Here is a 25,397-nt window from a genome sequence, read left to right as displayed (position 1 = left end):
TCATGAGGCGCAACGAATCCGCCGTCGTTCGGACGTTGAAGTACGTGTCGCTCTCGATAGCCGTTCTGATCGTGCTGTTTCCGATCTATTCGGTCGTCGTCGGCGCGTTCAAGACACAGGTGGAATATTACCAGTCGGGTCTTGCTTTCCCGGCAGACTGGCTGAACTTTGACAACTTCGCTCGGGTGTTCGAGATCGGGCGGCTTGGGCTCGGCTTTCAAAATATCGCGGTCGTGCTGCTGTTCTCGCTGGCCGGCAACGTGCTGATCGGAACGATGGTCGCGTACTGCCTGAGCAGGTTCGACTTTGCGCTCCGCAAGCCGATATTCGGATTGTACTTGTTCATTCAGGTCATTCCGCTCGTCACGACGCAAGTGGCCACGTTCGGCGTCGTTCAGGCGATCGGAGCGTACAACACGATCTGGGCGCCGATATTGCTGTATATCGGAGCGGACGTGCTGCAAATTACGATCTACATGCAATTCATCAAAAGCGTGCCTCGCGATCTGGACGAGAGCGCGATGATCGAAGGGGCGTCGTATTTCAACATTTTCCGGTCGATCATCTTCCCTCTGCTCGGACCGGCTACCGCGACGCTCATTATACTGAAGACGATCTCGATCTACAACGACTTCTACATTCCGTTCCTCTACATGCCTTCGCGGAAGCTGAAAGTCGTTTCCACCGCCATCTACGATTTCGTCGGTCCGAACGCGGCGCAGCTGAACGTCATCTCGGCGGGTATTCTGCTGATCTTTATTCCGACCGTAATCGTATTCCTGCTCATGCAGCGTTATATTTTCTCCGGCGTGACGAACGGGGCGGTCAAGTAACGAGCTTCGCTAACGAACAAAGTTGTGTTATGATAACAAAAATGAATTTGTTATGACTGCACATTGTTCGAAAGCGATGTGAACAGACGAATGTCCAGCAAAGTTACGATGCAGCACATTGCCGATCATATCGGCGTATCGAAGTTCGCCGTGTCCAAGGCGCTGTCCGGGAAGTCCGGAGTCAGCCGGGATACGAGGGAGAAAATCATCCAGGCGGCGACGCAGCTCGGCTACTTCTCGCAGAAGCGGGCCAAGACGGCTGCTCTGAAGACGCAGTCGGACAAGACGGAACGGACCGGAGATAAAGATACGGTTATCGTGCTCATCCCGAACGTACGGGAGCAAAACCGCCAGTCGCTGTATTGGGGCAGAATTATCGACGGCATTGCGGGCGCGCTGGAGGAGCGGCGGCTCGGAATGATGATCGTCACCGAACATATTACCGACAACTTCGCGAAGCTGATCAATCCGGACGGTGTGCTCGGCCTGGTCGGCGTCGGGCTGATCTCCAACCAACTGCTGCTCGAGGTTCGCAATTTGGGCATTCCGTTCGTGCTCGTCGACCATGAGGACGCGCTTATCCCTTCGGATGCCCTGTTCATGAACAACTACGAATGCGAGCGCAGGCTGACGAATTATTTGCTCGGCAACGGGCATCGGTCCTTCCAGTTCGTCGGCAGCGTTCGTTACGCCCGCAGCTTCTTCGATCGATGGCTCGGGTTCCGTTCGATGCTGGAGGAGCAAGGCGTGCCGCTTAATCAGAATCCGGCGCTACTGGAGCTGGAAGGAGAGAATCGGACGGAGCTGACGGAGCGCTTGGGCGTTATCGCAGCGGAGATGAAGGCTTCCGGTTCGCTGCCGACGGCGTTCGTCTGCGCCAACGATTCCCTGGCTTTCTGCGTCATGACCGCGCTGGCGAAAGCGGGCGTTCGCGTGCCGGACGACTGCTCGGTGGCGGGTTTCGACAACATCGAGGAAGCGGCGCTCTCCGATCCGTCGCTGAGCACGATCCATGTCAACAAAGAAGCGCTCGGCCGGCGAGCGGTGGACACCTTGCTGTGGCGGATCGATCACCCGGACGGGCCGAAGGAAAAAATACTGCTGTCGGGAGATTTCGTGCTGCGCCAGTCGACGGGGCTTGCTCCGGTGTCGCGAATGGAATGAGGAAACGAGCGGCGAATCGTAATGTGGATAACCTTGGTTGGTTTGCGCCTTCCAAGGTTATTTTTTATGCGGTAATTGATCTAAATTTATTGTTTTGTTATTATAAATAAAGAAACATTTAGCTAACAAATTAATATTGCCTAACAAAGGAGGAGCCGATCGAATGTCCGCCTGGAACGAGACGATCAACGGAATGACCTGGGGCTGGACGGGCGTGCGCGGGACATGGACGGGACCGGAAGCCGAGTTCTCGATGGAACGGATGAAGGAGCTCGGAGTAAACTGGGTTGCCCTTGCGCTGGGCGCGCTTCAAGATACGGCACAGTCGACGAAGATCCATTTCAGCGACGAGCCTACCGTCACGGACGACGAGGTGCGCGCCGCCATCCGGAGAGCCAAGGCGCTGGGGCTCAAAGTCTGCTTAAAGCCGGTCGTTAACTGCGCGGACGGAACCTGGCGCGCGCATATCGGTTTTTTCGCCGATGAGGTACCGGGGGAGCCGAGCTGGGCCGAGTGGTTCGCGTCGTACGGCGAGTTCATCGCGCATTATGCGCGAATAGCCGAGGAAGAGGGCTGCGAAATGCTGTGCGTCGGTTGCGAGATGGTGCAAGCCGATGCGAGGGAAGCGCAGTGGCGGAAGCTGATCGCCGACGTGCGCGCCCTGTACGGCGGCATCGTCACGTACAACTGCGATAAGTACCAGGAGGAGCGGCTGGCGTGGTGGGACACGGTCGACGTCATCTCCTCCAGCGGCTATTACCCGATCGGAGAATGGGAAGCGCAGTTGGATCGGATCGAGGCGGTCGTCCGCAAGCACGGCAAACCGTTTTTCTTCATGGAGGCGGGCTGTCCGAGCCGCGTTGGCTCCAGCTTGAAGCCGAACGTCTGGTCGCTGCCCGGCGCTCCGTCCGGGGAAGAGCAGGCGCGTTATTACGAAGCGATGTTCTCCGCATGCCGTCAGCGCCCGTGGGTGCAGGGCTTCATGCTGTGGGATTGGCCGGCCAGGCTGTACGATGCGGCGGACGCTTCCGGCAATGACGACTACTGCATATACGGCAAGCTGGCGGAAACGATCGTGCGGGATTATTGTTCGGACGAGCCGCTTCGCGAGGATCAGGCTGAGATGGCCGCGGAGCGCGAACGGTGGCGGTCGGAGCTGGAGCAGGAGCTGAAGAGCAACATTCTTGGATTCTGGATTCGTCACGCCCAAGACGACAAGCACGGCGGCTTCGTCGGCGAGATTCGCGACGACATGACGATCGTCGCCGATGCGGACAAAGGGCTCGTGCTGAACGCGCGCATTCTGTGGACGTTCGCGTCGGCTTACCGGATGTACGGAGAGCCGGTCTATCTGGAGATGGCGGAACGCGCCTACGAGGCGCTGGAACGGTTCGCCGATCCGTTGCACGGCGGCCTGTTCTGGATGATCGACGCCAGCGGCTCGCCGACGCAGGACAAGAAGCAGGTGTACGGCCAGGCGTTCGCGATCTACGCATTAGCCGAATACTGTCGGGCGACCGGCGCGGACAAAGCGCTCGTGCGGGCCGAAGAGCTGTACCGGCTGCTGGAGAAGCATGCCTACGATCCGGTTCGCCTCGGCTATGTCGAAGCGCTCGCGCGGGATTGGACGGAGACGGCCGACCTGTCGCTCAGCGGCAAGGACTTGAACGAGCGCAAGTCGATGAACACGCATCTGCACGTGCTGGAAGCGTACACGAACCTGTATCGGGTATGGAAGCCGGAGGGGCTGCGCGTCAAGCTGGCGGAGCTGATCGACGTCCATCTGGACAAAATCGTGGATGCGGGTACGCACCATTTCCGGCTCTTTTTCGACGATGAGTGGGTTTCGAAGTCGGGAGACGTCTCGTACGGGCACGACATTGAAGGAAGCTGGCTGCTGTGCGAAGCCGCGGACGTGCTCGGCGATCCGCTGCGGACGGAGCGGGTCCGGCGGGAAGCGCTCGAAATGGCCCGGGCAGCGCTGGAGCAAGGCGTGGATCAAGACGGAGGCGTGTTTAACGAACTGCACGGAGACGGACGTCTCGACGACTCGAAGGACTGGTGGCCGCAAGCCGAAGCGATGGTCGGATTCCTGAACGCCTGCCAGTTGTCGGGGGAACGGAAGTATCTCGATGCGGCGAATGCGAGCTGGGCGTTCATTCGCAGCTTTATCCGGGACGGCGAGCATGGCGAATGGCATTGGCAGGTAACGCGGACGGGCGAGCCGGTGCCGGGCCACGACAAAGCCGGTCCGTGGAAATGTCCGTACCACAACGCCCGAGCCTGCATGGAAGCGCTGGAGCGGCTGGAGCGCGTGCTTTAAAGAAGTGGAATCAAAGGTCAGGGACGCGTCGCAGATCAGCTCTATCGGAAGGGGCATCCCATTCCAGGCTTCAGCTTCTGTCGCGTGAAGAAATAGCAGTTCTCATAAGGAGGGAATCGGAATCATGAGTGAATTTATGTCCAGGCTGAAAAAGGCGGCGGCCGAATGCGAATCGCTGATTCAGCGCGAGAACCGCCCGGCGGCAAGCAACGGCGTCTATACGAGGTACGAGCTGCCGGTGCTGACGGCCGCGCACGCGCCTATCCATTGGCGATACGATCTGAATCCGGAGACGAACCCGCTGTTTCTGGAGCGCATTGGCGTCAATGCCGCTTTTAATCCGGGCGCGATCAAGCTGAACGGCAAGTATGTGCTGATGGCGCGGGTGGAAGGCGCCGACCGCAAATCGTTTTTCGCCGTCGCGGAGAGCGACCGGCCGACGGAGGGCTTCCGGTTTCGGGATTACCCGGTGCTGCTTCCGGAGACGGAAGATCCGGACATCAACGTGTACGACATGCGGCTCGTGCGGCATGAAGACGGCTGGATCTACGGCCTGTTCTGCACCGAGCGCAAAGATCCGGACGCTCCGAAGGGCGACACGTCGAGCGCGGTCGCTCAGGGCGGCATCGTTCGCACGAAGGATCTGAAGTCGTGGGAGCGGCTGCCCGACTTGAAGACGCCGTCCCCGCAGCAGCGCAACGTCGTGCTTCATCCGGAGTTCGTGAACGGCAAATACGCATTCTATACGCGCCCGCAGGACGGTTTCATCGATACGGGAGCCGGCGGGGGCATCGGCTGGGGCTTGTCCGATAGCATGAATCCGGCGGTCATCGACCGCGAGACGATTGTCGACTCGAAAGCGTACCATACGATCAAGGAAGTGAAGAACGGGCAAGGACCGGCGCCGATCAGAACGGATCGGGGCTGGCTGCACATCGCCCACGGCGTGCGCAATACGGCGGCCGGACTGCGCTATGTCGTCTACGCGTTTATGACGGATCTGGCGGCGCCGGACAAAGTCACTTACGCGCCGGGCGGACATCTGATCGCTCCGGAAGGAATCGAACGCGTCGGCGACGTGTCGAACGTCATCTTCTGCAACGGCGTCATTGCCGACGACGACGGCAAAGTCTACATTTATTACGCGTCCTCCGACACTCGCTGCCACGTCGCGGAGACGTCGGTCGAGCGGCTTGTCGACTACTGCGTCAATACGCCTTCCGATCCGCTTCGCTCCCGCGCTTGCGTCGAGCAGCGCTCCGAACTGATCGCCCGTAATCTGGAACAGATGAAGCGCCCGGAATATGCGTTTCTGAATCGCTGATCTTATCCGTTTCCCGCGGGAAACGGAGCGCCCCCTTCGCGGACCTCGTCCGATGGAGGGGGCTTTCTCGTCTGAAGGTGTCCGAGCCCAAAGTCTCGCAGGTTCGCCCAACAAGCCCGTCCTACGTGCGTATTGCCGCCGTTGTTCCGCAGACTCGCCCAACAAGCCCGCCCCTACGAGCTTGTGTCCCCCATCCGCATTTGTCACCCTATTTTAGTCATTTGTTAGCATAAAGTGCGACAATAAAAACAAATAGAGTACATTTCCATTGAGTGGAAAGCGCTTATAATTAGGACATGTAAGCGATAACAATGCGGGCCGGACGACCTTAGCCGGACGGACCGCCGCAAAACCATTTCGAGTGGGGGTAGAACGAAAGATGAAGATGAAAAAAGCGGTCCCGACGGGATTGACGTTCGTTTTGGCAGCCGGTCTTCTTGCCGCGTGCGGCGGAGGAAACGACAATTCGGGAGCGCCGTCCTCCCCGGACGCCAGTCCGAGCGGCAGTTCGAGCGCCAGTCCGAGCAAGAGCGCCGAAGCAAGCCCGAGCCAAGCGGCGGAGGAGCTGGGCGGCAAACTCAAAGTGCTGACCCATCGCACCGACTTGCTGAACGACGGAACGCTCGACCGGTACGCCGAGAAGTTCAAGGAAAAGTATCCGAAAGCGGAAATCGAATACGAGGCGATGACGAACTACGCGCAGGACATCAAGGTGCGCCTCACGACGGGTGAAGCCGGAGACGTGAACATGCTCGACGCCTCGCTGCCGAACAGCGAATTGGCTAACTACTACGAGCCGCTGCCGGACGACTTGACCCGGGACATGTATTTCGCGGATTTGAGAGCGCATGAAGGCAAACGGTACGGTCTTGCGACGGGCGTTAACACGCAGGGCATCATTTACAACAAAAAGGCGTTCGCGCAAGCGGGCATCGATAAGGCGCCGACGACGCTTGACGAGTTCTATGCGGCGGCGCAGAAGCTCGAGGACGCCGGCATCATTCCGCTGTACATGAACTACGGGGCGCAGTGGCCGATCGGCAGTTGGGCGGAAGGCTCGGTCAAATATGTGGCCGGCGATATGCTCTATTTCGATCAGTTTGTGACCAAGGACGAAGTGTTCACGGTCGACGGTCCTTGGGGCCAATTGATGAGCATCGCCCGCAAGTTCGTTCAGGAGGGCTGGGTGGAAAAAGACCTCGCGACGAACAACTGGGAGATGTCCAAAGGCGAGGTGGCGTCCGGCAAAGCGGCGATGTACTTCCTCGGCAACTGGGCGATCCCGCAAGTCATCGGAGCGGGGGCGGCGTCGGAGGACATCGGCTTCTTCCCTCTCCCGTATGACAACAACGGCAAGCTTAATGCGCCGCTCGGACCGGACTATTTTATCGGAGTCAGCAAAAACAGCAAGAACAAGGAGCTCGCGTTCAAATACATCGAGTTTTTCGTGAAGGAATCCGGATACGTCGGCTCCAACGGCTTCATGCCCGTCGACAAAAACGCGGTCCCGGAAGTGCCGCAGCTGGCCGAATTCAAATCGCACAATCCGAATTTCCTCGAAGAGGTCGCCGGAGATCCGAAATTCAACGAAATCGCCAACAAAGCGGAGATCGACTTCTTCGGTGGCAAGTATATTCAAGAGCTGATCGTCGCCAAAGACTTGCAAGCCGCCTACGACGCGTTGAACAAAAAATGGGCGGCGGCCCGCAAAGTGCTCGGTTATTGAACGCTTGCCGCTAACGCCTTCGCGCCTTCCCGGACTTGTCCGGGGAGGCGTTTCGCATGTCCGGGAGGATTAACCCGCTCTTTTCGCGAATACTGCAAGTAGTCTTAATCGAGGAGAGATCGATGTGGAGCATACTCCGATTCGGAGGCTTGAGCTGCTAAGGGAAATCGCGGAGACGATCAACGGCGCGTACGAGATGGAACCTATGCTGGACATCGTGTTGAAAAAGCTGCTGGATTTGACGGGGCTGGAGACGGGCTGGATTTTCCTGATGAAGCCGGAAGCGAGGCGCTACCGGTTCGCGGCGGACGCCAATCTGCCTCCGGCGCTGCTCGTTCAGGATCGGAAACCGATGAGAAGCGGAACCTGCTGGTGCGTGGAACAGTTTCGCGACGGGCGTCTGAGGCAGGCCGTGAACATACTCAATTGCAAGCGAATCGAGGACTCGGTCCGCCTGCGCCGCGGGGATACCGCCGGCATCACCCATCACGCTTCGATTCCGTTAAGAAGCGGCGAAGAGCTGTTCGGCATTCTCAACGTCGCTTCGCCTGGCAAGGTCCGTTTTACGGACGAGGAGCTTGAACTGCTGCAGGGGATCGCTTATCAGATCGGGACGGCTTTGCACCGGATTCGCCTGTTCGGCAAGGAGCGGAAAAGGGCGGATCTGTTCACCAAGCTGGGGGAGGTCTCCCGGAGGTTCGCGGCGATGCAGCCCGCGGAGGACTCGATCGAGGAAATGATCCGGTTGTCCGGCGAGCGGATGGGGTGGCCTGGTCTTGTTTTGTATATCGACGAAGCTTCGGTCCTTAAGCGCGGCGCGGTATACGCGGGCGAAGGGGCAGTCGGAGAGGATAAAGGAACGCCGGAAGTCGTACCCGAGGAAGCGATCCGGGGCGTGCTCGACCATCATCGGCCGATGAGGTGGGGCGACATGTCGCAATCCGGCAGACGGTCCGGGGGAAAATGGCGAAGCGGAGCGGCGGTGCCCATTTTGCTGAAAAGCAGGGTATGGGGAGTTCTGGCGGCCGGCAGCCCGGAATACGACGCGTTCGACGAGATCGACGCGGGGGCGCTGGAGGCGCTGGCCGCGCACATCGCGCTCACGCTGGAGACGATGTGGCTGAACGAGAAGAGCCGCGAGCTGACCCGCTGGGAAGAGCGCAACCGCATCGCCAGGGACCTTCACGATTCGGTTTCTCAGATGCTGTTCTCTTTAAGCTTGAATGCCCGCGGGTTGACTCAAGCGCTTCCCGACGCTTCCGAAGGGACGCGGGAAGCGTTGGAGCAGATTCAACGATTGTCGCAATCGGCGATCGGAGAGATGCGGTCAATGATCGGCCAGCTCAGACCGGCGGGGATCGAGGAGGGTCTCCTCACCGGCTTGCAGCGGTACGGCGAACAAATCGGACTGCGCGTGTCTTATCGCTGCGGAGAGTTCCAGGAGCTGCCGGAACGATTGCAGAACGTATTCTGGCGCATCGGACAGGAGGCGCTGAACAACGTGAGCAAGCATTCCGGCACGTCCGCGGCTTCGATCGAGCTGTCCAACAACGAATGGGAAGCGTGCATGACGATTTCGGACGACGGCCCGGGAATGGAAGCGGGCGAGTCGACAAGCCCGTTGAAATACGGCATGCTGACCATGAAGGAAAGAGCGGAGTCCGTGGGAGGAACGGTGACGATCAAGAGCAGACCCGGTCAAGGGACGAAGGTAATCGTCAGGCTTCCCATATAATGAAGAAGAAGGGGGTGCAAGCGCGATGTCCGGCTCCAAGCGGCGCGTGCTTCTGGCGGACGATCATGCGATCGTGCGCCAAGGGCTGAAATATTTTCTGAATTTGCAATCCGATCTGGAGGTTGTGGGCGAGGCCGCCAATGGCCGGGAAGCGATAGCTTTGGCGCGGGAACTGAATCCCGACGTCGTGCTGATGGATCTGATCATGCCCGTCATGAACGGAATCGAAGCGACGGAGCAAATCCGCGGCGAGCATCCGGGGATGACCGTACTGGTGCTCACGACGTTCTCCGAGAAGGATTACGTCGTATCCGCCATCCGGGCGGGGGCAAACGGATATTTGCTAAAGGACACGGACCCAGAGCGGATCGCCGAGGCGATTCGCCAAGCGGCCCAAGGAGTGCCGCAGCTGGATCCGAACGCGGCCGTCCAGTTGATGTCCCATGTCGCCGCTCCGGCTTCTCCTTCGGCTTCCATGCCCGATAAGCTGACCGAGCGGGAGGCGGAGGTGCTGGGCCTGATCGCTCAGGGGCAGTCCAACAAGGAGATCGCTGCCGCTTGTGGCATTTCCGAGAAAACGGTCAAGACGCACGTCAGCAACATCTTGTCCAAGCTGGGGCTGGCCGACCGTACACAGGCTGCGCTGTTCGCCGTCAAGAACGGTTTGGCATGACTTGATCCGACCCGATCTAATCGACGAATCTACGACTAAAGTCGTACGACGGATTAAGGACGCGCCAAGCTACGATTAGCCGATTTGCGACGCTCTTGCGGATGGTAATCTGTAAGCAAGAACTTCCAAATCGCAGAATAAGGATGGATGCAGGATGAAAATCGTACTGATCGCAGGAAGCAACAGAAAAAACGCGACGAGCACGCTCTTGTTGAAACATATGGAGGACGTGTTCAGAAGCAAAAACGTCGAAACGACGTTCGTTGACCTTTACGACAAACCGGTGCCGCTCTATTGCCCGGACGACGAGACGCCAGACGAGCGCGCATCCTTCATGATCCGCGCCGTGGAGGAAGCGGACGCCATCGTTCTGGGGACCCCGGAGTACCACGGATCGATCTCCGGCGTGCTCAAGAACGCGCTTGATTATTTAGGTTCGAACGAAGTCGGGGGCAAGGCGGTGCTATCCGTCAGCTCGTCCGGCGGGGCGGTCGGTGTCAGCTCGCTGACGCAGCTGCAAGCGATCGTTCGCAACTTGCACGGCATCAATAGCCCCGAATGGCTGTCCCTCGGCGGAAGCGCGCGGCAGTTCGGAGCCGACGGCTCTCCGACGGATGCCGGAGTAAGGCAGCGGGTTGTCCGCGTTATCGACGCGCTTACGGACTTGACGTCCAAGCTTCGGCCGGCTGCTCGCGTTCCGCAAAAGTAAACATGGAGCAGGTGATCACGGATACCATATGCCGGCGACCGGTCAGAACGGCTTCGACTGCTATACAGGAGAGTTCGGAAGCCGGACGTTCATGTCCGTCGCCTCTTTCGATCCGTCGCAGAGGGAGTATGAGAGCATCCTCTACGAAGGGCTTGATCGGCGGATGCGCAGCGTGGCGATTCATTTTCCTCTCTATCAAGGCGTGGAAGAGGTTTGGATCGGCCTCGATCCCGATGCGGAGGCGATCGCTCCTTCCGCCTATCGCTTAAACAAGCGGATCATCTGCTATGGTACCTCGATTACCCAGGGAGGCTGCGCCTCCAGGCCGGGCATGGCTTATCCGAACATTTTGAGCCGCCGGCTTCCGTACGAGTTCATTAATCTCGGTTTTTCCGGCAACGGCAAAGGGGAGTCGGAGCTTGCCCGTCTAATCGCCGAGATCGACAACCCGGGGCTGCTCGTGCTCGATTACGAGGCCAACGTTTCAATCGCGGAGTACAAGGCTACGCTTTCCGAGTTTATCCGGATTTACCGCGAGCGGCATGCGCGGGTTCCCGTGCTGGTCGTATCCAAAATCCGCTACGGGCTCGAGGGCGAGAAGCCGGAGCATTTTCGCGAGAGGATGGAGCTTAGAGCGTTCGCCTCGGAGACGGTGCGAAGGCTGCGCATGGAGGGAGACGACCGGATTTACTTTCAGGACGGCGAGGAGCTGCTGGGAGAGCGGGAGGCCGATTATACTGTCGACAGCGTCCATCCGACCGACCTCGGGTTCCAGACGATTGCGGACCGTCTCCAGCCCGCGCTTAATCGAATACTTGACGAATCGATCGCTCTGTAAGCTCGACTTGCGGAGCGTTTTTCTATCCATGGGAGATTAAACATCGGATACGCCGCGTCCACGGTTGCGATGTTCTAAGAAACCTGCTAACTCTCCGCAGAAAGCCTCCGAATTGCCGACGATGTTCTAAGAAACCTGCTAACTCTCCGCAAAAAGCCGTACTCTCTCACTAAAGTTACTCTCAAATATCGCCCTACAGAGACCTCCAAAAGGGACTTCCTTGCTTCGAGCGTCGCGCTAATCAAAAGTCCACGGCGAGTAGATGCCGTCCATAAGTAGATGCCGTCCATCGGTCGCTACTTTTTATGTTAAATAAGCATTTACAAGCGAATGAAGGCTGTGATATGTTCACTATAATGAAACATTGGTTTTAATCAATAAAACCATATGAGAGACATGAATGTGACCGGGGAGTGGGGAGAAATGGCTCTGCGGATTGCGGTGGCGGGGATTTATCATGAAACGAATACGTTCGCGCCAGGACGGACGGGACTTGCGAATTTTGCGTGCGAAAGAGTCGTCGGCGAGGAGGCGTTCCGTCTGCGGTACGGGGGAACGCGCACCTCGATGGGCGGCGTCATCGACGCGGCCCGGGAGCATGGGGCAACGCTTGCGCCCGGGCTGTACACGGCGGCTACGCCGAGCGGCATGGTCGAGTCGGCGGCGGCCGAGGTGCTGATCGGGGACGTCGCGGCTTCAATTGATCCCGGCGCGGACGGACTAGTGCTGATTATGCACGGGGCGATGACGTCGGAGCAGTACGCGGATTTCGAGGGCGAGTGTCTGGAAAGGCTGAGGGCAAGGCTTGGCGACGATTATCCGATCGCTATGACGATCGATCTGCACGGCAACGTCAGCCCGGAGATGACGCGACTGGCCGACATTATCGTCGGTTACGACACGTATCCGCACATCGATATGCACGAGCGGGCCGTGGAGGCGTTCGGACTGCTCGTCCGCAGGATCCGCGGAGAGATTTCCCCTGTACGAGCCTATGCGCATAGCGGAATGCTCGTCGTGCCGCAGGCGATGATGACGGAAGAAGGCGCCATGAAGCGGCTGATGGACAGGGCGTTCGAACTGGAGGGCGCTCCCGGTGTGCTGAACGTTACTATGGCTGGAGGATTCCCCTACAGCGATGTGCCGGACGGGGGGATGGCGTTCGTCGTGACGACGGACGGCGATCCCGGACTGGCGAAGCGCTGTGCGGCGGAATTGGCCGAACTGGCCGTTCGCCTGAAGGACGAATTCGCGCTGCGTCATCTGCCGCCGCGGGAAGCTATCGAGGCGGCGCTGGCCGAGCCGGAAGGACCGATCGTGCTGGCCGAGGGCTCGGACAACGTCGGCGGAGGCGCACCGGGCGACGCCACCCATCTACTGGCGCGGCTGACGAACGTTCCGCGCAAGGCGTTGATCGTTATTCGCGACGAGGAGGCGGTCGGCCGCGCGTACGAAGCGGGAGTCGGAGCGGCGTTCCGAGGCGCGGTTGGCGGGAAGAGCGACGATCTTCACGGCAGTCCTGTGGAGGTCGAGGGAACGGTAAGGCTTCTGTTCGACGGTCGATATCGCCATATCGGGCCTTACATGACTGGCCAACAGGCCGACATGGGCCGCACCGCTGTGCTCGAATGCGGGCGGCTGACGATCGTGCTGACGGAGAAGCGGGTCGCGCCCTGGGATTTGGGTCACATTCGCAGCGTTGGCCTGCACCCGGACGATTTCCATATCCTTGTCGCCAAGTCGGCGATCGCTTGGCAGACCGCTTTCGGCCCGTTCGCGAAAAGGGCCATTCACGTCGATTCGCCCGGATGCTGCAGCGCTAACCTCGCGCATTTCGAGTACCGCAGCGTTCGCAGGCCGATTTATCCGCTGGATTTCGGCAACCAGAGCGGGGGCAGCTTGGGCAAGGCCGATACAGACAACGAAGCGTACGAAATAGGGGGAGGAATCGTTCATGTCTATTCAAACGGATAGGTCTCGTCAGTTGCTTGCCGAGTCAAAGCTTTATTTGGCCGGAGGCGTTGCGTCGTCTCTTCGGGCCGCGATGAAGCCGACGCCTTTGTTCGCCGTATCGGGCAGCGGTCCGCGCGTCCGGGACGAGGACGGCAACGAGTATATCGATTATTTGCTGGCGTACGGCCCGCTCATTCTCGGCCATGCCCATCCGTCGCTGGCCGAAGCGGTGGGCGAGGCGCTTAAGCGCGGCGCGACGTTCGGGCTGCAGCATACCGGCGAGATCGAGCTCGGCAAGCTGCTCGTCGAAGCGCTTCCGTGCGCCGACCGGGTGGCGCTGAGCGGCTCCGGCACGGAAGCGGTCATGCTGGCGCTGCGCCTCTCCCGCGCTTATACCGGACGGCAGAAGGTCGTCCGCTTCCACGGCCATTTCCACGGCTGGTCCGACGCAATCTTCACTTCTTTCCCGAGTCCGGACATGAAGCAGGCCGCCGCCGCGGCTTCGGCGGGAGCCGTGCCGCCCGGAACGAGCGGGCAGAGCGAACTCAGCCTGAAGGACGTCGTGCTGCTTCCCTGGAACGACTTCGATGCGCTGGAGCAGACGCTGCGCGAGCGCAAGGACGAGATCGCCGCCGTCATCTCCGAGCCGATCATGTGCAACAACGGCTGCATTCGCCCGAAGCCGGGCTATTTGGAGAAAATGCGCGAGCTGACCGCGGAGCTCGGCCTCGTCATGATTTTGGACGAAGTCATTACCGGGTTCCGGTTAGGTCTGAGCGGCGCGCACGGCAAGTTCGGCCTCAAGCCGGATCTGGTCACAATCGGCAAAGCGATGGGCGGGGGTATCGCGATCAGCGGCGTAGCCGGCAAGGAGGACATCATGGCGCTGATCGAGAACGGCACGGTCGGTCATCTGGGTACGCTGAACGGCAACGCCGTAGCGACTTCGGCAGCGCTCGCCACGCTGCGCGAGCTGGCCAAAGACGGAGGCAGCGCTTACGGGCGGATGGAGAGGACGGCCGACCGGTTGGTCGAAGGCATCCGCTCGCTTCTCGCGAAGCACGGTATCCCCGGTCTGGTCAATCAGGCCGGTCCGGTTTTCCATATGATGTTTATCGGGGAAGAGAAGGTGGAGGATTTCGACGCGTTCAACAAAAGGGATGCGGCCAAATACGCGAGGTTCGCGGAACGGATGCTGGAGGAAGGGGTCTTGATTCGCCCCAGCGGATTGTGGTATGTTTCGGCCGTACACGGAGAAGACGAGACGCGGGCAACGTTGGCCGCCATCGATCGGGTCATGGCCGGTCTGCATTCATAGAGACACAGGGGCATTAAGGGGGCAATCGTCTTGAACCAGGATATCACGGATAAAACGGAACGATATACGATCCAGTCGATCGACAAGGCGCTCGATCTGCTTGAGCTGCTCGCCGAGCACGGCACGCTCAGCCTGATCGAGCTGACCGAGCTGCTGGAGCAGCCGAAGTCGTCGACGTACCGGATCGTGCTGACGCTGGAGAACCGCGGGTTCATCAGCCGCAGCGACGAGGACGGCAAGTACTGCCTCGGCTACAAGCAGTTGATGCTGACGCGTAATTTGCTGGAACGCAGCTCGCTGCGCGCGGCGGCGCTGCCGGAGATGAAAAAGCTGTCCGAGCAGTACGGCGACACGGTGAATCTCGGCGTGCTGCTGGACGGTCAGGTGCTGTACGTGGAGATCATCGAGAGCACGCATCCGCTGCGGATGACCGATTCGATCGGCTCGCGCTCTCCCTTCCACGCGACGGCGATCGGCAAGGCGATCGCCGCCAAGCTTCCCGCCGACGAGGCGCGCAGATTGGCCGGCAGATACGGGCTAAAGCCGCTCACCGCGAATACGATCCAATCGCCGGAACGCTTCGCCGAAGAGCTGCAGCGAATCCGCGAGCAGGGCTACGCGCTGGATGACGAGGAGATCGTCGAAGGCGCGCGCTGCGTCGCTGCCGCGGTGCTGGACCCGGACGGCAGGCCGATCGGGGCGATCAGCCTGTCCGGTGCGCTGCACCGTTTCAAAGCCGAACGGCTCCCGGAAATTTCCGCGCAAGTTCGCGAGGCGGCCATGAACGTTTCCCGCAAGCTCGGCTACGCCCCTCAATAGCCGATCGAGTCCAGCAGATCGCCCAGGTCGGCGAGCGGCACGGCCAGGCCGACGGTACGGCTTGCTCCGTTCTCCTCCGCCAGCTCCGTCGTAGCGTAGATGACGGCGATCGCCTTGCCATCCCCGTTAATGACCGGGCTTCCGCTGTTGCCCTTGAACACCGGCGCGTCGATCGCCAGGGCGGGCTTGTCCCGTCCCCGGATCGGTAAGAGCTCCAGCACGCTGCCCTCGTTCACGATTTGCGTGAAATAGAGCGGGTTGCCGATAATGTAGACGTGCTCGCCGGGCTTCCACTCCCGATCGACGGCGATGGAGGGCAGCTCGTAATCGCCCGCATCCACTCGCAGTACCGCAATGTCGAGTCCCGGATCGGAGCCGGCGAGCGTGGCCTCGAACGCCTGATCATTTCCCGGGAATTTAACCGCGGTATACGCGCCTCCCTCGATCACGTGATGATTGGTAACGATGTATCCCCCATCCACATGAAAGCCGGTTCCTTTTCCTTTATCCGTGCTGACGAGCACGACCGCTTCCTTGTAGCTTTGCACGTTTTCGCGGGTCGACAGTTCCTTGGATTTGAACAGGAAGGGCAGCGTCGTGCTGTTGTAGATTTGCGGCCAGAACGCCAGCACGTTGCCGAGCAGGGCAAGCACGAGCAGGGAGACGACGACGTTCCTGATCTTCCTGCGCCGGGCGGCGGCCGCCCGCTGAGCTTCCGCGGATTCCTCCTCGTCCTCTTCCCATTCCCAATCTTCCGTCTCGGGATCGTCGTAAGGTTTTTTATCCATGACCTTCCCCTCCTCGGTTTCGCTACTCTTGTCCAGTTATTGTAACATACGCCGTTGTAGGAAAATGCGGGGTCGATGACGAATAACATAACAACCTCTTTGTGAAGCGCTTACATTTGAAGTGGAATGGGGATGTTTATGCGGAAAACGTGGTTTGTCCGGCTGCTGCTGTCTTATATGCCGATTTTCCTGATTGTGGTGACGTTCTCGTTCTTCGTGTTTTTTCAGCTGCTGAGCGAGCAGAACCGCAAGCAGGCGGCTAACGCGAACAATCAACTGTCCATTCAGGCGATGCGCTCGATCGATACGTCGCTGAAGGCGATCGACAGCGCGATTATGCTGGAGATCATCTACAACAAGCAACTGACCGGTTTCTTCGACGGACGATCGGGCAGCAACGCGTATTTGAACATCAGCGCCGTCGATCAGATGAAGGGGCTCATTTTGTCGTATCCGATCATCGATTCGATCTACTTGTACCGCTTCGAGGACGAATTCGTGCTGAGCACCTCGACGAGCGACAATCTCGACGACTACAAGGATCGTCCGTTTATCGAGCGGCATCGGGGCACATTGGCGAAGAAATGGACGGGGCCGCGGGAATTCAAGGAATTCTCCCTGCTCGACGGCAAGCCGGTCGTCAGTCTGGTCCGAGGCGTGCCGTTCATCGCCAGCAACAAGGGGATGATCGTCGTCAACGTGTCGACGACCGCGCTGCGCGGCATGGTGTCCAGTCTCTACGACCCCGAGTCGAGCTTCATCCGCATTCGCGACTCCGAGGGCAATCGTCTGTTCCCTGACTTAGAACCGGAAGCGAAGACGGCGACAGTGTTCGCCGAGCACCTATCGAGCTATACGGACTGGTCATACGAGAGCGGGCTGATCAACGGAAGACTCGTGCAGTTGGTCTCGTCTCTGTACAACGTCTGGTTCGTCGTCGGTCTGCTGATGATCGCGTTGAGCTTCATTTGGCTCGTCTACGTGACGAGACGCAACTCCAGGCCGCTGGAGCAGATCGCGTCGCGCGTCCGCGGCTATGCGGCCTCCGTATCCGGGGGAGCCTCGCGGGAAGGGGGAGGAGACGAGTTCACGTTCATCGAGACGGCGCTGGAAAATATTATTGAGCAGTCCAACCGCTATCAACGCAAGCATAAAGAGGATCGCCATCTGCATACGAGCAACCTGTTCCACAGGCTGATCGACGGCCATCCCGAGCTTACCCTCGACAGTTGGAAGAACGAGGCCGATCGCCTTCAGCTTCCGGCGCCGTCGGGGGAGCAGCTCGTGTTCGTCGTGGAGATGGACGACTACGCGGAGTTTTGCCGCAAATATTCGCACCGCGATCAGAATCTGCTGAAGTTTTCCTTGCGCAGCGTCATCCAGGAGATGGCCTCCAAGCACGATTGCGAGCTCTGGACGGAATGGACGTCGGCGCTCCAGCTTAGCGTGATGGCGTTCCTGAAGCAAGGGGATGGCGAGGAACGGAGGCAGGCGATGCTCGACTTCCTCGACCATGTCCGGAGCTGGACGGAGCAGCATCTCAAGTTCACGGTGACGATCGGAATCGGCACGCCGGCCAAGCAGCTCTCCGACATTCCGCAATCGTTCAAGAGCGCGCTTGAAGCGTTGAAGTACAAAATGACGCTGGGGCAGAACCGGCTTATCGACTGCGGACAGACATCGACCCAAGGCCAGGTCGAGGTGTTCGCGCACCTGAGCACGATCCGCTCCATCGCGCAGTCGTACCGGCTGCTGGAGAGCGATTGGAAAGGGCGGTTCGACGCCTGGTTCGACGAGATGAAGCAGGGCTTGCTGACGAAGGACGAGATCGTCAATCTGATGAACTATTTCCTCTACTATATGAAGCGCGAGATGGCAGCGACGCCGAAGGAGTTCCAGGACATCTGGGAGACGGACGGCTTGCCTGGGCTTAACGAAATCGTCGGAGCCTGCCATTCGCTGGAGCGGATGAAGGAGGAGGGCGGGCGAATTCTGACCGAGCTGGCCGCCAAGCTGCAGGAGGAGCAGGACAAGCGTCAACACGCCGCGATCATTCGAGAAATGCGCAAGTATATCGAGAACCACTATCACGATCCGAACCTGTCGCTCGAATATTTGGGAGACAAGTTCGGCATCGGTCCGAAATATATCAGCAAGCTGTTCAAAGAACAGTCCGGCGGAAAGTTCGTCGACTTCCTCATCGACGTCCGAATGGGGCACGCCCGCCGTCTGCTGGAGGAGACGTCCCTCTCGGTGCAGGAGATCGCCGACCGGGTCGGCTACTTGAACGCGATCTCGTTCAGCCGCGTGTTCCGCCGGGTCGCAGGCTGCTCCCCGAGCGAATACCGCGAAGACTTCGCCAGACGGAGGGCGGAGTGAAAATCGTATGGCGGTGGAAAACGGTTTGGCGGACCAGCTTCCATGCGGGGCAGCCCGGGCGACGGCCCGGGCTGCCTTTTGTGTCCGGCGCGGCGAAAATCGTTCGGCCCTCGATTATTGTTGCTTGCCGCTCTCGCCGGGAGCCGCCTAGAATGGCACTAAGCAACCGCCGACTCGAAAGGGGAAGGAGCAACGAGCTATGACCGGCATTACGGAGCAATCGATCGCGGCTCCCCGACTACCGGGGAGAAAGAAACCCGTCCGCAAATCCGCTTACAAAAGAATCAGGCGTCACTGGCAGCTGTACGCAGTCATCGCGCTGCCGATCCTTTATTTGATCACGTTCAAGTACGTTCCGATGGCCGGCATTCTGATCGCCTTCAAAGATTACAACGTCGTTCAAGGCATCTGGGGCAGTCCTTGGGTTGGATTCAAATATTTTAATCAGTTTTTCGAATCCCCCAACTTCTGGCTGTACATCAACAACACGCTGGGCATCAGTTTGTACGGTCTGGCCATCGGATTCCCGGCGCCGATCCTGCTTGCACTGGCGCTGAACGAGGTGGGCAACGGGCTGTTCAAGAAAAGCGTTCAGCTCGTCACCTACGCGCCGTACTTCATCTCGACCGTCATTATGGTGTCAATCATCATTATGACGCTGTCCCCGAACGTGGGCATCGTCAGCAAGTTTTTTCAATGGATGGGCGTCGAAAATACGAACTTCATGGGCATGCCGGGTCTGTTCAAATCGATCTACGTCTGGTCCGACGTGTGGCAGTATACGGGATACGGGGCGATCATCTACATCGCGGCGCTGGCGGGCGTTAATCCCGAGCTCTACGAATCGGCCAAGGTCGACGGCGCGTCGCGGATTCAGAAAATCATCAACATCGACATTCCGAGCCTCATTCCCGTATCGACGATTCTGCTCATCCTGAACCTCGGCAACGTCATGAAGCTCGGCTTCGAGAAGGTGTACCTCATGCAGAACCCGCTGAACCTGCAGACGTCCGAGGTCATCTCGACCTATGTGTACAAGGTGGGGCTGCTCAGCTCCAGCTTCAGCTTCTCGACGGCGATCGGATTTTTCAACTCGGTCATCAATCTGATTCTGCTCGTATCCGTCAACTACTTGGCGAGAAGGCTGTCGAGCAACAGTCTATGGTAACAGGGAGGGAGAAAAGATGTTCAGATCATCCAAGATTCGCGAATCGCAGGGCGACCGGTTGTTCATCCTCGGAATCTATGCGCTGCTGACGGCCGTGCTGCTCGTTATTTTGCTTCCTCTCCTGTACATCGTCAGCTCTTCCTTCAGCTCGCCCCAAGCCGTCATCTCCGGCCGGGTATGGCTGTTCCCGGTCGAATTCACGCTCGATGGCTACACGGCCGTGTTCCGCAATCCGCAGATCGGCACCGGGTATATGAACTCGCTGATCTACGCGGTCGCCGGGACGACGATCAACGTCGTCATGACGGTCATGCTGGCGTACCCGCTGGCTAGAAAAACGTTCTATGGCCGCAACGTCATCATGGTGCTGCTGATCATCACGATGATTTTCGAGGGCGGTCTGATTCCTTACTATTTGCTCGTCAAAAATTTGCAGCTGCTCGATACGAGATGGGCGATGATTTTGCCGGGGGCGCTGGCGGTGTTTCAGGTGATCGTGGCCCGAACCTTCTTCCAGACGACGATTCCGGACGAATTGGCGGAAGCGGCCGAGCTGGACGGGTGCAACGACATCCGCTTCATTCTCCGCATCGTCCTGCCGCTGTCCAAGCCGATTCTTGCCGTCATGTCGCTCATGTACGCCGTCGGCCACTGGAACGCTTACTTCGATGCGCTTATTTTCCTAAGGTCGGCCGACTTGTTCCCGCTGCAGATCGTGCTTCGCAACATTCTCATTCTGAATACGATCGATCCGACGATGGTGTCGAACGTGGACATTTTTCTGGCGCAGCAGGGGCTGAAGGATCTGTTGAAATATTCGCTGATCGTCGTGGCCAGCCTGCCGGTACTGATCATCTACCCGTTCGTGCAAAAATATTTCGTCAAAGGCGTCATGATCGGCTCCTTGAAGGGCTGACGAATCCGGCGCCGTAAAGGAGGTGAGGCCGGAACAGAGGGCTGCGGGCGCAAGGAAGCTTCGCGAAGGTATCATTTAGGACGAAAATAAGCAGAGTAAAAAAGGAGGAGTCATCCGTATGAACGGACGCAATCGTCGAATCGCTTTCGTAACGGCATTCATGCTTTTGAGCACGCTTATTCTGGGCGCATGCAGCAGCAAATCCGGAAATCCCTCCGCACCGGCCGGCAGTTCGAGTCCATCTCCGCAAGCGAGCGCTTCCCAGGCTCCGGCTCAGGAGGAGCTGTTCACGCCGGTCGGGACGTATCCGATCGTGACCAAGCCGCTGACGCTGAAGATGTTCGCGCCGCAGTACGCCAGCATCGAGAATATGGACACGAACACGTATACGAAATACGTCGAAGAGAAAACGAACATTAACATCGAATGGGACCTGGTGCCGGACAACGCGCTGAACGACCGGAAGCAGCTCATGCTGGCGAGCGGCGACTATCCGGAGGTCATCCTGCACGGCAACCTGACGAAAGACGAGCAGATGAAATACGGCAAGCAGGGCGTGTTCCTGCCGCTGAACGATCTGATCGAGCAATACGCCCCGAACATCAAGAAGGCGATCGAGGACTTGCCATACCTGAAAGGCTCGATCACCGCGCCGGACGGCAACATCTACGCGCTCCCGCAGATCAACGAGTGCTACCACTGCAACTACGCGATGAAGCTGTGGATCAACAAGGCGTGGCTGGACCAGCTCGAGCTGCAGATGCCGACCACGACGGACGAATTTTACGAAGTGTTGAAGGCGTTCAAGGAGCGCGACCCGAACAACAACGGCAAGAAGGACGAAATTCCGCTCACCGGCTCCGACGAGATGTGGGCCGGCAACATCGCGGCGTTTCTGATGAACGCTTTTATTACCGACGACTACGTGGACAAGGACAGCGGCAACTTCCTGTTCGTTCGGGACGGCAAGGTCGACCTGGCCGCGAACAAGGAAGAGTGGAAGCAAGGGCTTCAGTACCTCAACAAGCTGTACGAGGAAGGGCTGATCGATCCCGCCGCCTTCACGCAGAACGCCGACGCCATCCAGCAGCTCGGCAACCGCGAGCCGGACAACCTCATGGGCGCGATCACGACCGCTCTGATCAGCTACGCCGTATCGCCGGACGACAAGCATCCGCGGCATAAGGACTACGTGACGCTGCCGCCGCTGAAAGGGCCGAACGGCCTGCAGCAGTCGCTGAACTTCGCGGGCGTCAGCCGGTCGCAGTTCGCGCTGACGAACAAAGCGACGAAGGAACAGCAGATCGCCGCCATTCGGCTGGTCGACTTCCTGTTCACCGAGGAAGCGATCGTCTTGCAGGAGCACGGACCGGAAGGCAACAGCTGGCGCAAGGCGACCGATGGCGAATTGGGCATGGACGGCAAGCCGGCGAAATACGCGTTTATTCCGAAGGCCGCCGAGAAGACGACGCACAACGACGGCTGGGAGCAGATCGGTCCGTCGCTGCGCACGTACCAGTACCGCGATTCGTGGATGGCTCCCCAGGATCCGCTCGCCGAGGGCGCTTACGAGGTCAGGCTGAAGCGGGAGTCGCAGAAATATGAGGCGTACGCTTCCGACGAGCTGTATCCGAGCAGCGTGTTCATCGCGCTGGAGGATACGGAGATCGCCGCGCAGCTTAGGACGACGATCCGCGACTACATCAAGAGCAACATGGCCCAGTTCATTACCGGCAGCAAGGACATCGACAAAGATTGGGACAGTTACGCAAAAGGGTTCGACGGTTTGCAGATCGAGAGGTATATCCAAATCTATCAGAACGCGATTGCCGTTCGCTAGGAGACGGGAAGATGGCCGACGAGGAGCAGGTTGTAGAGGCGGGAGTCCATCATTTCAGCAAGGAAGACGAGTGGGTGAAGCCGGAGGACCCGCTGCTGCTCGAGAGGCTGGAATGGTTCAAGGACCAGAAGCTCGGCTTGATGATGCACTGGGGGCCTTACTCTCAGCTCGGCATCGTCGAGTCCTGGGCGCTGAGCGACGACGATGCCGACTGGTCGAGAGAAGGAATCGACTGGGAGATGGACGGGGAACAGTTCAAGCGGGAGTACTTCGGGCTTAACCGGACGTTTAACCCGATTCGGCTTCAGCCCCGGGCTTGGGCGAAGCTGGCGGCGGACTCGGGCTTTAAGTATTTGCTGTTCACGACGAAGCATCATGACGGGTTCTGCATGTGGGATACGCATACGACCGATTACCGCGTAACGGGGCCGGACTGTCCGTTCCATACGCACAGGCATGCCGATATTTGCCGGGAGCTGTTCGACGCCTTCCGCGAGGAGGGGCTGGCCATTGCCGCCTACTTCTCCAAGGCGGATTGGCACACGCCGTATTACTGGACTCCGGGCCAAGCCCGCGGGCGGGAGATGTGGCGCGGACCGTCGTACGATCCGGCCGAATATCCGTGGCTGTGGGAGAAGTTCGTGAAGTTCACCCACGATCAGCTTGCGGAGCTGCTCACCCGCTACGGCCGCATCGACGTGCTGTGGCTGGACGCCGGATGGGTTCGCTCCGGCGGCCGGGTGAACCAGGATATCCGCTTGGGCGAATTCGTGGACCGCGCGCGGCGGACGCAGCCTTGGCTGCTCGCCGCCGACCGCACCGTCGGCGGGCCTTACGAGAATATCGTCACGCCGGAGCAGTCGATTCCGGACCGTCCGATGAACATTCCGTGGGAGAGCTGCATCACGATGGGGACGTCGTTCTCGTTCCGCTACGAGGACGAATACAAATCGACGCGGCGGCTCGTCCACATGCTGCTGGAGATCGTCTCCAAGGGCGGCAATCTGGCCTTGAACGTCGGTCCGCAGCCGGACGGCCGGCTCCCGGAGGGGGCGATCAAGCGGATCAAGGAGCTTGGCGCATGGCTGGAGCAATATGGCGAGGGCATCTACGGAACGCGGATGTGCGAGCCGTTCTTCACCGGGGAGTGGGCGTTTACGAGCAAGGGCGACAACGTCTATGCTTTCAGGCTGTATCGGGATGAAAAGGAGCCGGTAACGGCGGAGTTGGTCATTCCGTATGCGCGGGAGGCAGTCGGCGCGGAGGAGCTTGGCACGAATCGCAGACTGACGTTGGAGCGCTGCGACGAGGGGATCAAGGTTCGCTTGCCCGACGGATTCGCCGCGGGTGCAGGCGAGGCTCCGATCGCGCGCGCAATTCGCATATTGACTCGGTAGGGAGCGAGAAATCATCGTTGAACAAGTACGGGGGATGTATCTTCTTCCGCTGCTGTTACGGTCATGAAATCTAAATGGTTAAACCCGTGACAGGGTATTTTCATGACCGTAAGAGGCAGGCGCTTCGCTCTACAGAAGATACATACCCCTACTCCTATATCGATGATTAATGTTGCTTAGTTTGCAGGAAAGCCCTGTCGTCAGGTCGCCTGGCCGACGTTCTCGACTTTGGCTGCGGCGCCTCTGGCGTTCCACGTACGCTTCCAGGAACCTTGCACGATTAGCAGCAATACGACGCACGCGAGCGCGACGCCCCCGATGATGAGGAATCCGGGAGTGTAGGAGCCCGAAGATTTGTACAAGCTGCCGAGCAGGAGCGGAAGGGCGTATCCGCCCAGGCCTCCCGCGGCTCCGACGATGCCGGTGACCAGTCCGATCTCCGCTCCGAAACGCTGCGGAACGAGCTGGAACACCGAGCCGTTGCCCGCGCCGAGGCACATCATGCCGGCGAACAGGTAGACGATGACCATGGGGAGCGAGGGGAGCGTAGAGACGCAGGCGAACATGGCGAACGCTCCGGCGTACAGAAAGGTAAGCATGCGCACGCCCCCGATCCGGTCGGAGAGAAAGCCGCCGATCGGCCGGAAGAAGCTGCCCGCGATGACGCAGATCGTCGTGAAGTCCGCGGCTCTGACGGCGGACAGGCCGTACTGGGAGTTGAAGAAGATCGTCAAGTAGTTGGACATGCCGACGAATCCGCCGAACGTGACGCTGTACAAAATGCAGAACAGCCAAGCGTCGCGCTGCTTCAGCACATTGGCGTATTGCGACAGCTTCTTCGGCGCGGGACGGTTCGGACTGTCCTTGGCGAAGATCGAGAAGCCGATCAGAACGGCGACGATCGGGATGAGCGCCAGGCCGAACACGGCCTCCCAGCTGCCGTAATGCCCGGCGAGCCGGTTGGCGAACAGCGTGGCGAATACCGTGCCGCTGTTGCCGGCTCCCGCGATGCCCATCGCCAAGCCTTGATGCTGCTTCGGATACCACTGGCTGGCCAGCGGCAGGGCGGCGGCGAACGACGCTCCGGCGACGCCGAGCAGCAGCGCTACGATGTACAGATCGTCGAGGGAGCTGACGAACTGCCAGCCCCAGACGAGAGGAATCGTGGTCAGGATCAGACCGAGCTGACCGGTTCGCTTAGGACCGATATAATCGGTAAGGAAGCCGAATACGAGCCGGAGAATTGAACCGCCGAGCACGGGAAGCGCGACGAGATTCGCCTTCTGAATCGGGTCCATCGGATAATCCTGCATGATGATGACGCTGAGCGGTCCGATCAGCACCCAGACCATGAAGCTCATATCGAAGTACATAAACGAGCTGAAGAGAGTGGGCTTGTGCCCGCTTTGCCAGAAACTTTTATTTTCCATCTTCATCATCGCTCCTATTGTAGGTGGGTTATAGAACAAGATCGCAATAGGCGAAAAAGGCCGC

19 protein-coding genes and 1 pseudogene are annotated in these 25,397 nt (G+C 59.3%); 18 read left to right on the top strand and 2 right to left on the bottom strand.

The window, feature by feature from the left end:
• Positions 1 to 2 precede the first annotated feature (2 nt).
• The 13 genes and pseudogenes from ACESLM_RS05475 to ACESLM_RS05415 all read left to right on the top strand — a co-directional run bounded on the left by ACESLM_RS05475 (position 3) and on the right by ACESLM_RS05415 (position 15,415).
• Positions 3 to 833: a carbohydrate ABC transporter permease gene (locus ACESLM_RS05475; RefSeq protein ID WP_372630433.1), complete on the top strand. Its 831-nt coding sequence runs from the start codon at positions 3 to 5 to the stop codon at positions 831 to 833.
• Between the two features lie 90 nt (positions 834 to 923).
• Positions 924 to 1,997 carry a LacI family DNA-binding transcriptional regulator gene (locus ACESLM_RS05470; protein WP_372630431.1) on the top strand — a complete coding sequence of 358 codons (1,074 nt, stop codon included), beginning with the start codon at positions 924 to 926 and terminating at the stop codon, positions 1,995 to 1,997.
• A 163-nt stretch (positions 1,998 to 2,160) separates the two neighbouring features.
• Positions 2,161 to 3,084: pseudogene (locus tag ACESLM_RS05465) on the top strand (glycoside hydrolase family 113); the annotation flags it as partial.
• 36 nt (positions 3,085 to 3,120) lie between these two features.
• A complete protein-coding gene (locus tag ACESLM_RS05460) occupies positions 3,121 to 4,320 on the top strand; it encodes an AGE family epimerase/isomerase (protein WP_372630454.1) in 1,200 nt (399 codons plus the stop codon).
• A gap of 124 nt (positions 4,321 to 4,444) precedes the next feature.
• The gene (locus ACESLM_RS05455) at positions 4,445 to 5,644 is read left to right on the top strand and encodes a glycoside hydrolase family 130 protein (protein WP_372630429.1); all 1,200 of its coding nucleotides are present in this window, start codon (positions 4,445 to 4,447) and stop codon (positions 5,642 to 5,644) included.
• Positions 5,645 to 6,023: 379 nt separating this feature from the next.
• Positions 6,024 to 7,370, top strand: a complete 1,347-nt coding sequence (locus ACESLM_RS05450) for an ABC transporter substrate-binding protein (RefSeq protein ID WP_372630427.1) — start codon at positions 6,024 to 6,026, stop codon at positions 7,368 to 7,370.
• 124 nt (positions 7,371 to 7,494) lie between these two features.
• A complete protein-coding gene (locus ACESLM_RS05445; protein ID WP_372630425.1) occupies positions 7,495 to 9,105 on the top strand; it encodes a GAF domain-containing sensor histidine kinase in 1,611 nt (536 codons plus the stop codon).
• Between the two features lie 25 nt (positions 9,106 to 9,130).
• Complete coding sequence (locus ACESLM_RS05440; protein ID WP_372630423.1) at positions 9,131 to 9,778, top strand: response regulator; 648 nt, start codon at positions 9,131 to 9,133, stop codon at positions 9,776 to 9,778.
• A gap of 154 nt (positions 9,779 to 9,932) precedes the next feature.
• Positions 9,933 to 10,487: an NADPH-dependent FMN reductase gene (locus ACESLM_RS05435; protein WP_372630421.1), complete on the top strand. Its 555-nt coding sequence runs from the start codon at positions 9,933 to 9,935 to the stop codon at positions 10,485 to 10,487.
• A 28-nt stretch (positions 10,488 to 10,515) separates the two neighbouring features.
• On the top strand, positions 10,516 to 11,325 hold the full coding sequence (locus ACESLM_RS05430) for an SGNH/GDSL hydrolase family protein (RefSeq protein WP_372630419.1): 810 nt from the start codon (positions 10,516 to 10,518) through the stop codon (positions 11,323 to 11,325).
• Positions 11,326 to 11,748: 423 nt separating this feature from the next.
• Positions 11,749 to 13,299 carry a M81 family metallopeptidase gene (locus ACESLM_RS05425; RefSeq protein ID WP_372630417.1) on the top strand — a complete coding sequence of 517 codons (1,551 nt, stop codon included), beginning with the start codon at positions 11,749 to 11,751 and terminating at the stop codon, positions 13,297 to 13,299.
• On the top strand, positions 13,280 to 14,596 hold the full coding sequence (locus tag ACESLM_RS05420; RefSeq protein WP_372630416.1) for an aspartate aminotransferase family protein: 1,317 nt from the start codon (positions 13,280 to 13,282) through the stop codon (positions 14,594 to 14,596). The genes ACESLM_RS05425 and ACESLM_RS05420 overlap by 20 nt, the downstream gene beginning before the upstream one ends.
• A gap of 30 nt (positions 14,597 to 14,626) precedes the next feature.
• Positions 14,627 to 15,415: an IclR family transcriptional regulator gene (locus tag ACESLM_RS05415; protein ID WP_372630414.1), complete on the top strand. Its 789-nt coding sequence runs from the start codon at positions 14,627 to 14,629 to the stop codon at positions 15,413 to 15,415.
• Here the strand turns inward: ACESLM_RS05415 and ACESLM_RS05410 are convergent.
• Positions 15,409 to 16,203 (bottom strand): S1C family serine protease, encoded by a 795-nt coding sequence (locus ACESLM_RS05410; RefSeq protein WP_372630412.1) that lies wholly within the window; start codon positions 16,201 to 16,203, stop codon positions 15,409 to 15,411. The two genes, ACESLM_RS05415 and ACESLM_RS05410, sit on opposite strands and share 7 nt — an antisense overlap.
• A gap of 132 nt (positions 16,204 to 16,335) precedes the next feature.
• Between ACESLM_RS05410 and ACESLM_RS05405 the strand changes: the two genes are divergently transcribed.
• From ACESLM_RS05405 to ACESLM_RS05385, 5 genes are all read left to right on the top strand, one after another.
• On the top strand, positions 16,336 to 18,582 hold the full coding sequence (locus ACESLM_RS05405) for a helix-turn-helix domain-containing protein (protein ID WP_372630411.1): 2,247 nt from the start codon (positions 16,336 to 16,338) through the stop codon (positions 18,580 to 18,582).
• A 199-nt stretch (positions 18,583 to 18,781) separates the two neighbouring features.
• A complete protein-coding gene (locus ACESLM_RS05400; RefSeq protein WP_372630409.1) occupies positions 18,782 to 19,750 on the top strand; it encodes an ABC transporter permease in 969 nt (322 codons plus the stop codon).
• 16 nt (positions 19,751 to 19,766) lie between these two features.
• On the top strand, positions 19,767 to 20,666 hold the full coding sequence (locus ACESLM_RS05395) for a carbohydrate ABC transporter permease (RefSeq protein WP_094047918.1): 900 nt from the start codon (positions 19,767 to 19,769) through the stop codon (positions 20,664 to 20,666).
• 118 nt (positions 20,667 to 20,784) lie between these two features.
• A complete protein-coding gene (locus tag ACESLM_RS05390; protein ID WP_372630407.1) occupies positions 20,785 to 22,506 on the top strand; it encodes an ABC transporter substrate-binding protein in 1,722 nt (573 codons plus the stop codon).
• Positions 22,507 to 22,517: 11 nt separating this feature from the next.
• The gene (locus ACESLM_RS05385) at positions 22,518 to 23,903 is read left to right on the top strand and encodes an alpha-L-fucosidase (RefSeq protein WP_372630405.1); all 1,386 of its coding nucleotides are present in this window, start codon (positions 22,518 to 22,520) and stop codon (positions 23,901 to 23,903) included.
• Between the two features lie 200 nt (positions 23,904 to 24,103).
• Here ACESLM_RS05385 and ACESLM_RS05380 read toward each other — a convergent pair whose 3' ends face one another.
• Positions 24,104 to 25,333, bottom strand: a complete 1,230-nt coding sequence (locus ACESLM_RS05380; RefSeq protein WP_372630403.1) for a nitrate/nitrite transporter — start codon at positions 25,331 to 25,333, stop codon at positions 24,104 to 24,106.
• Between the last annotated feature and the right edge of the window lie 64 nt (positions 25,334 to 25,397).

Origin of the sequence: Cohnella sp. (assembly GCF_041641335.1) — a bacterium.
Lineage (GTDB): Bacteria > Bacillota > Bacilli > Paenibacillales > Paenibacillaceae > Cohnella.
Note: the sequence above shows the minus strand (reverse complement) of the source record. Positions and strands in the feature narration are given on the sequence as shown.

Excerpts from the sequence above, each read along its gene's own strand:
- ACESLM_RS05390 (WP_372630407.1), top strand. The coding sequence starts at position 20,785 with ATGAACGGACGCAATCGTCGAATCGCTTTCGTAACGGCATTCATGCTT.
- ACESLM_RS05400 (WP_372630409.1), top strand. The coding sequence starts at position 18,782 with ATGACCGGCATTACGGAGCAATCGATCGCGGCTCCCCGACTACCGGGG.
- ACESLM_RS05430 (WP_372630419.1), top strand. The coding sequence starts at position 10,516 with ATGCCGGCGACCGGTCAGAACGGCTTCGACTGCTATACAGGAGAGTTC.
- ACESLM_RS05475 (WP_372630433.1), top strand. The coding sequence starts at position 3 with ATGAGGCGCAACGAATCCGCCGTCGTTCGGACGTTGAAGTACGTGTCG.
- ACESLM_RS05470 (WP_372630431.1), top strand. The coding sequence starts at position 924 with ATGTCCAGCAAAGTTACGATGCAGCACATTGCCGATCATATCGGCGTA.
- ACESLM_RS05440 (WP_372630423.1), top strand. The coding sequence starts at position 9,131 with ATGTCCGGCTCCAAGCGGCGCGTGCTTCTGGCGGACGATCATGCGATC.
- ACESLM_RS05420 (WP_372630416.1), top strand. The coding sequence starts at position 13,280 with ATGTCTATTCAAACGGATAGGTCTCGTCAGTTGCTTGCCGAGTCAAAG.
- ACESLM_RS05380 (WP_372630403.1), bottom strand. The coding sequence starts at position 25,333 with ATGGAAAATAAAAGTTTCTGGCAAAGCGGGCACAAGCCCACTCTCTTC.
- ACESLM_RS05460 (WP_372630454.1), top strand. The coding sequence starts at position 3,121 with ATGGCCGCGGAGCGCGAACGGTGGCGGTCGGAGCTGGAGCAGGAGCTG.
- ACESLM_RS05425 (WP_372630417.1), top strand. The coding sequence starts at position 11,749 with ATGGCTCTGCGGATTGCGGTGGCGGGGATTTATCATGAAACGAATACG.
- ACESLM_RS05395 (WP_094047918.1), top strand. The coding sequence starts at position 19,767 with ATGTTCAGATCATCCAAGATTCGCGAATCGCAGGGCGACCGGTTGTTC.
- ACESLM_RS05410 (WP_372630412.1), bottom strand. The coding sequence starts at position 16,203 with ATGGATAAAAAACCTTACGACGATCCCGAGACGGAAGATTGGGAATGG.
- ACESLM_RS05450 (WP_372630427.1), top strand. The coding sequence starts at position 6,024 with ATGAAGATGAAAAAAGCGGTCCCGACGGGATTGACGTTCGTTTTGGCA.
- ACESLM_RS05455 (WP_372630429.1), top strand. The coding sequence starts at position 4,445 with ATGAGTGAATTTATGTCCAGGCTGAAAAAGGCGGCGGCCGAATGCGAA.
- ACESLM_RS05385 (WP_372630405.1), top strand. The coding sequence starts at position 22,518 with ATGGCCGACGAGGAGCAGGTTGTAGAGGCGGGAGTCCATCATTTCAGC.
- ACESLM_RS05405 (WP_372630411.1), top strand. The coding sequence starts at position 16,336 with ATGTTTATGCGGAAAACGTGGTTTGTCCGGCTGCTGCTGTCTTATATG.
- ACESLM_RS05435 (WP_372630421.1), top strand. The coding sequence starts at position 9,933 with ATGAAAATCGTACTGATCGCAGGAAGCAACAGAAAAAACGCGACGAGC.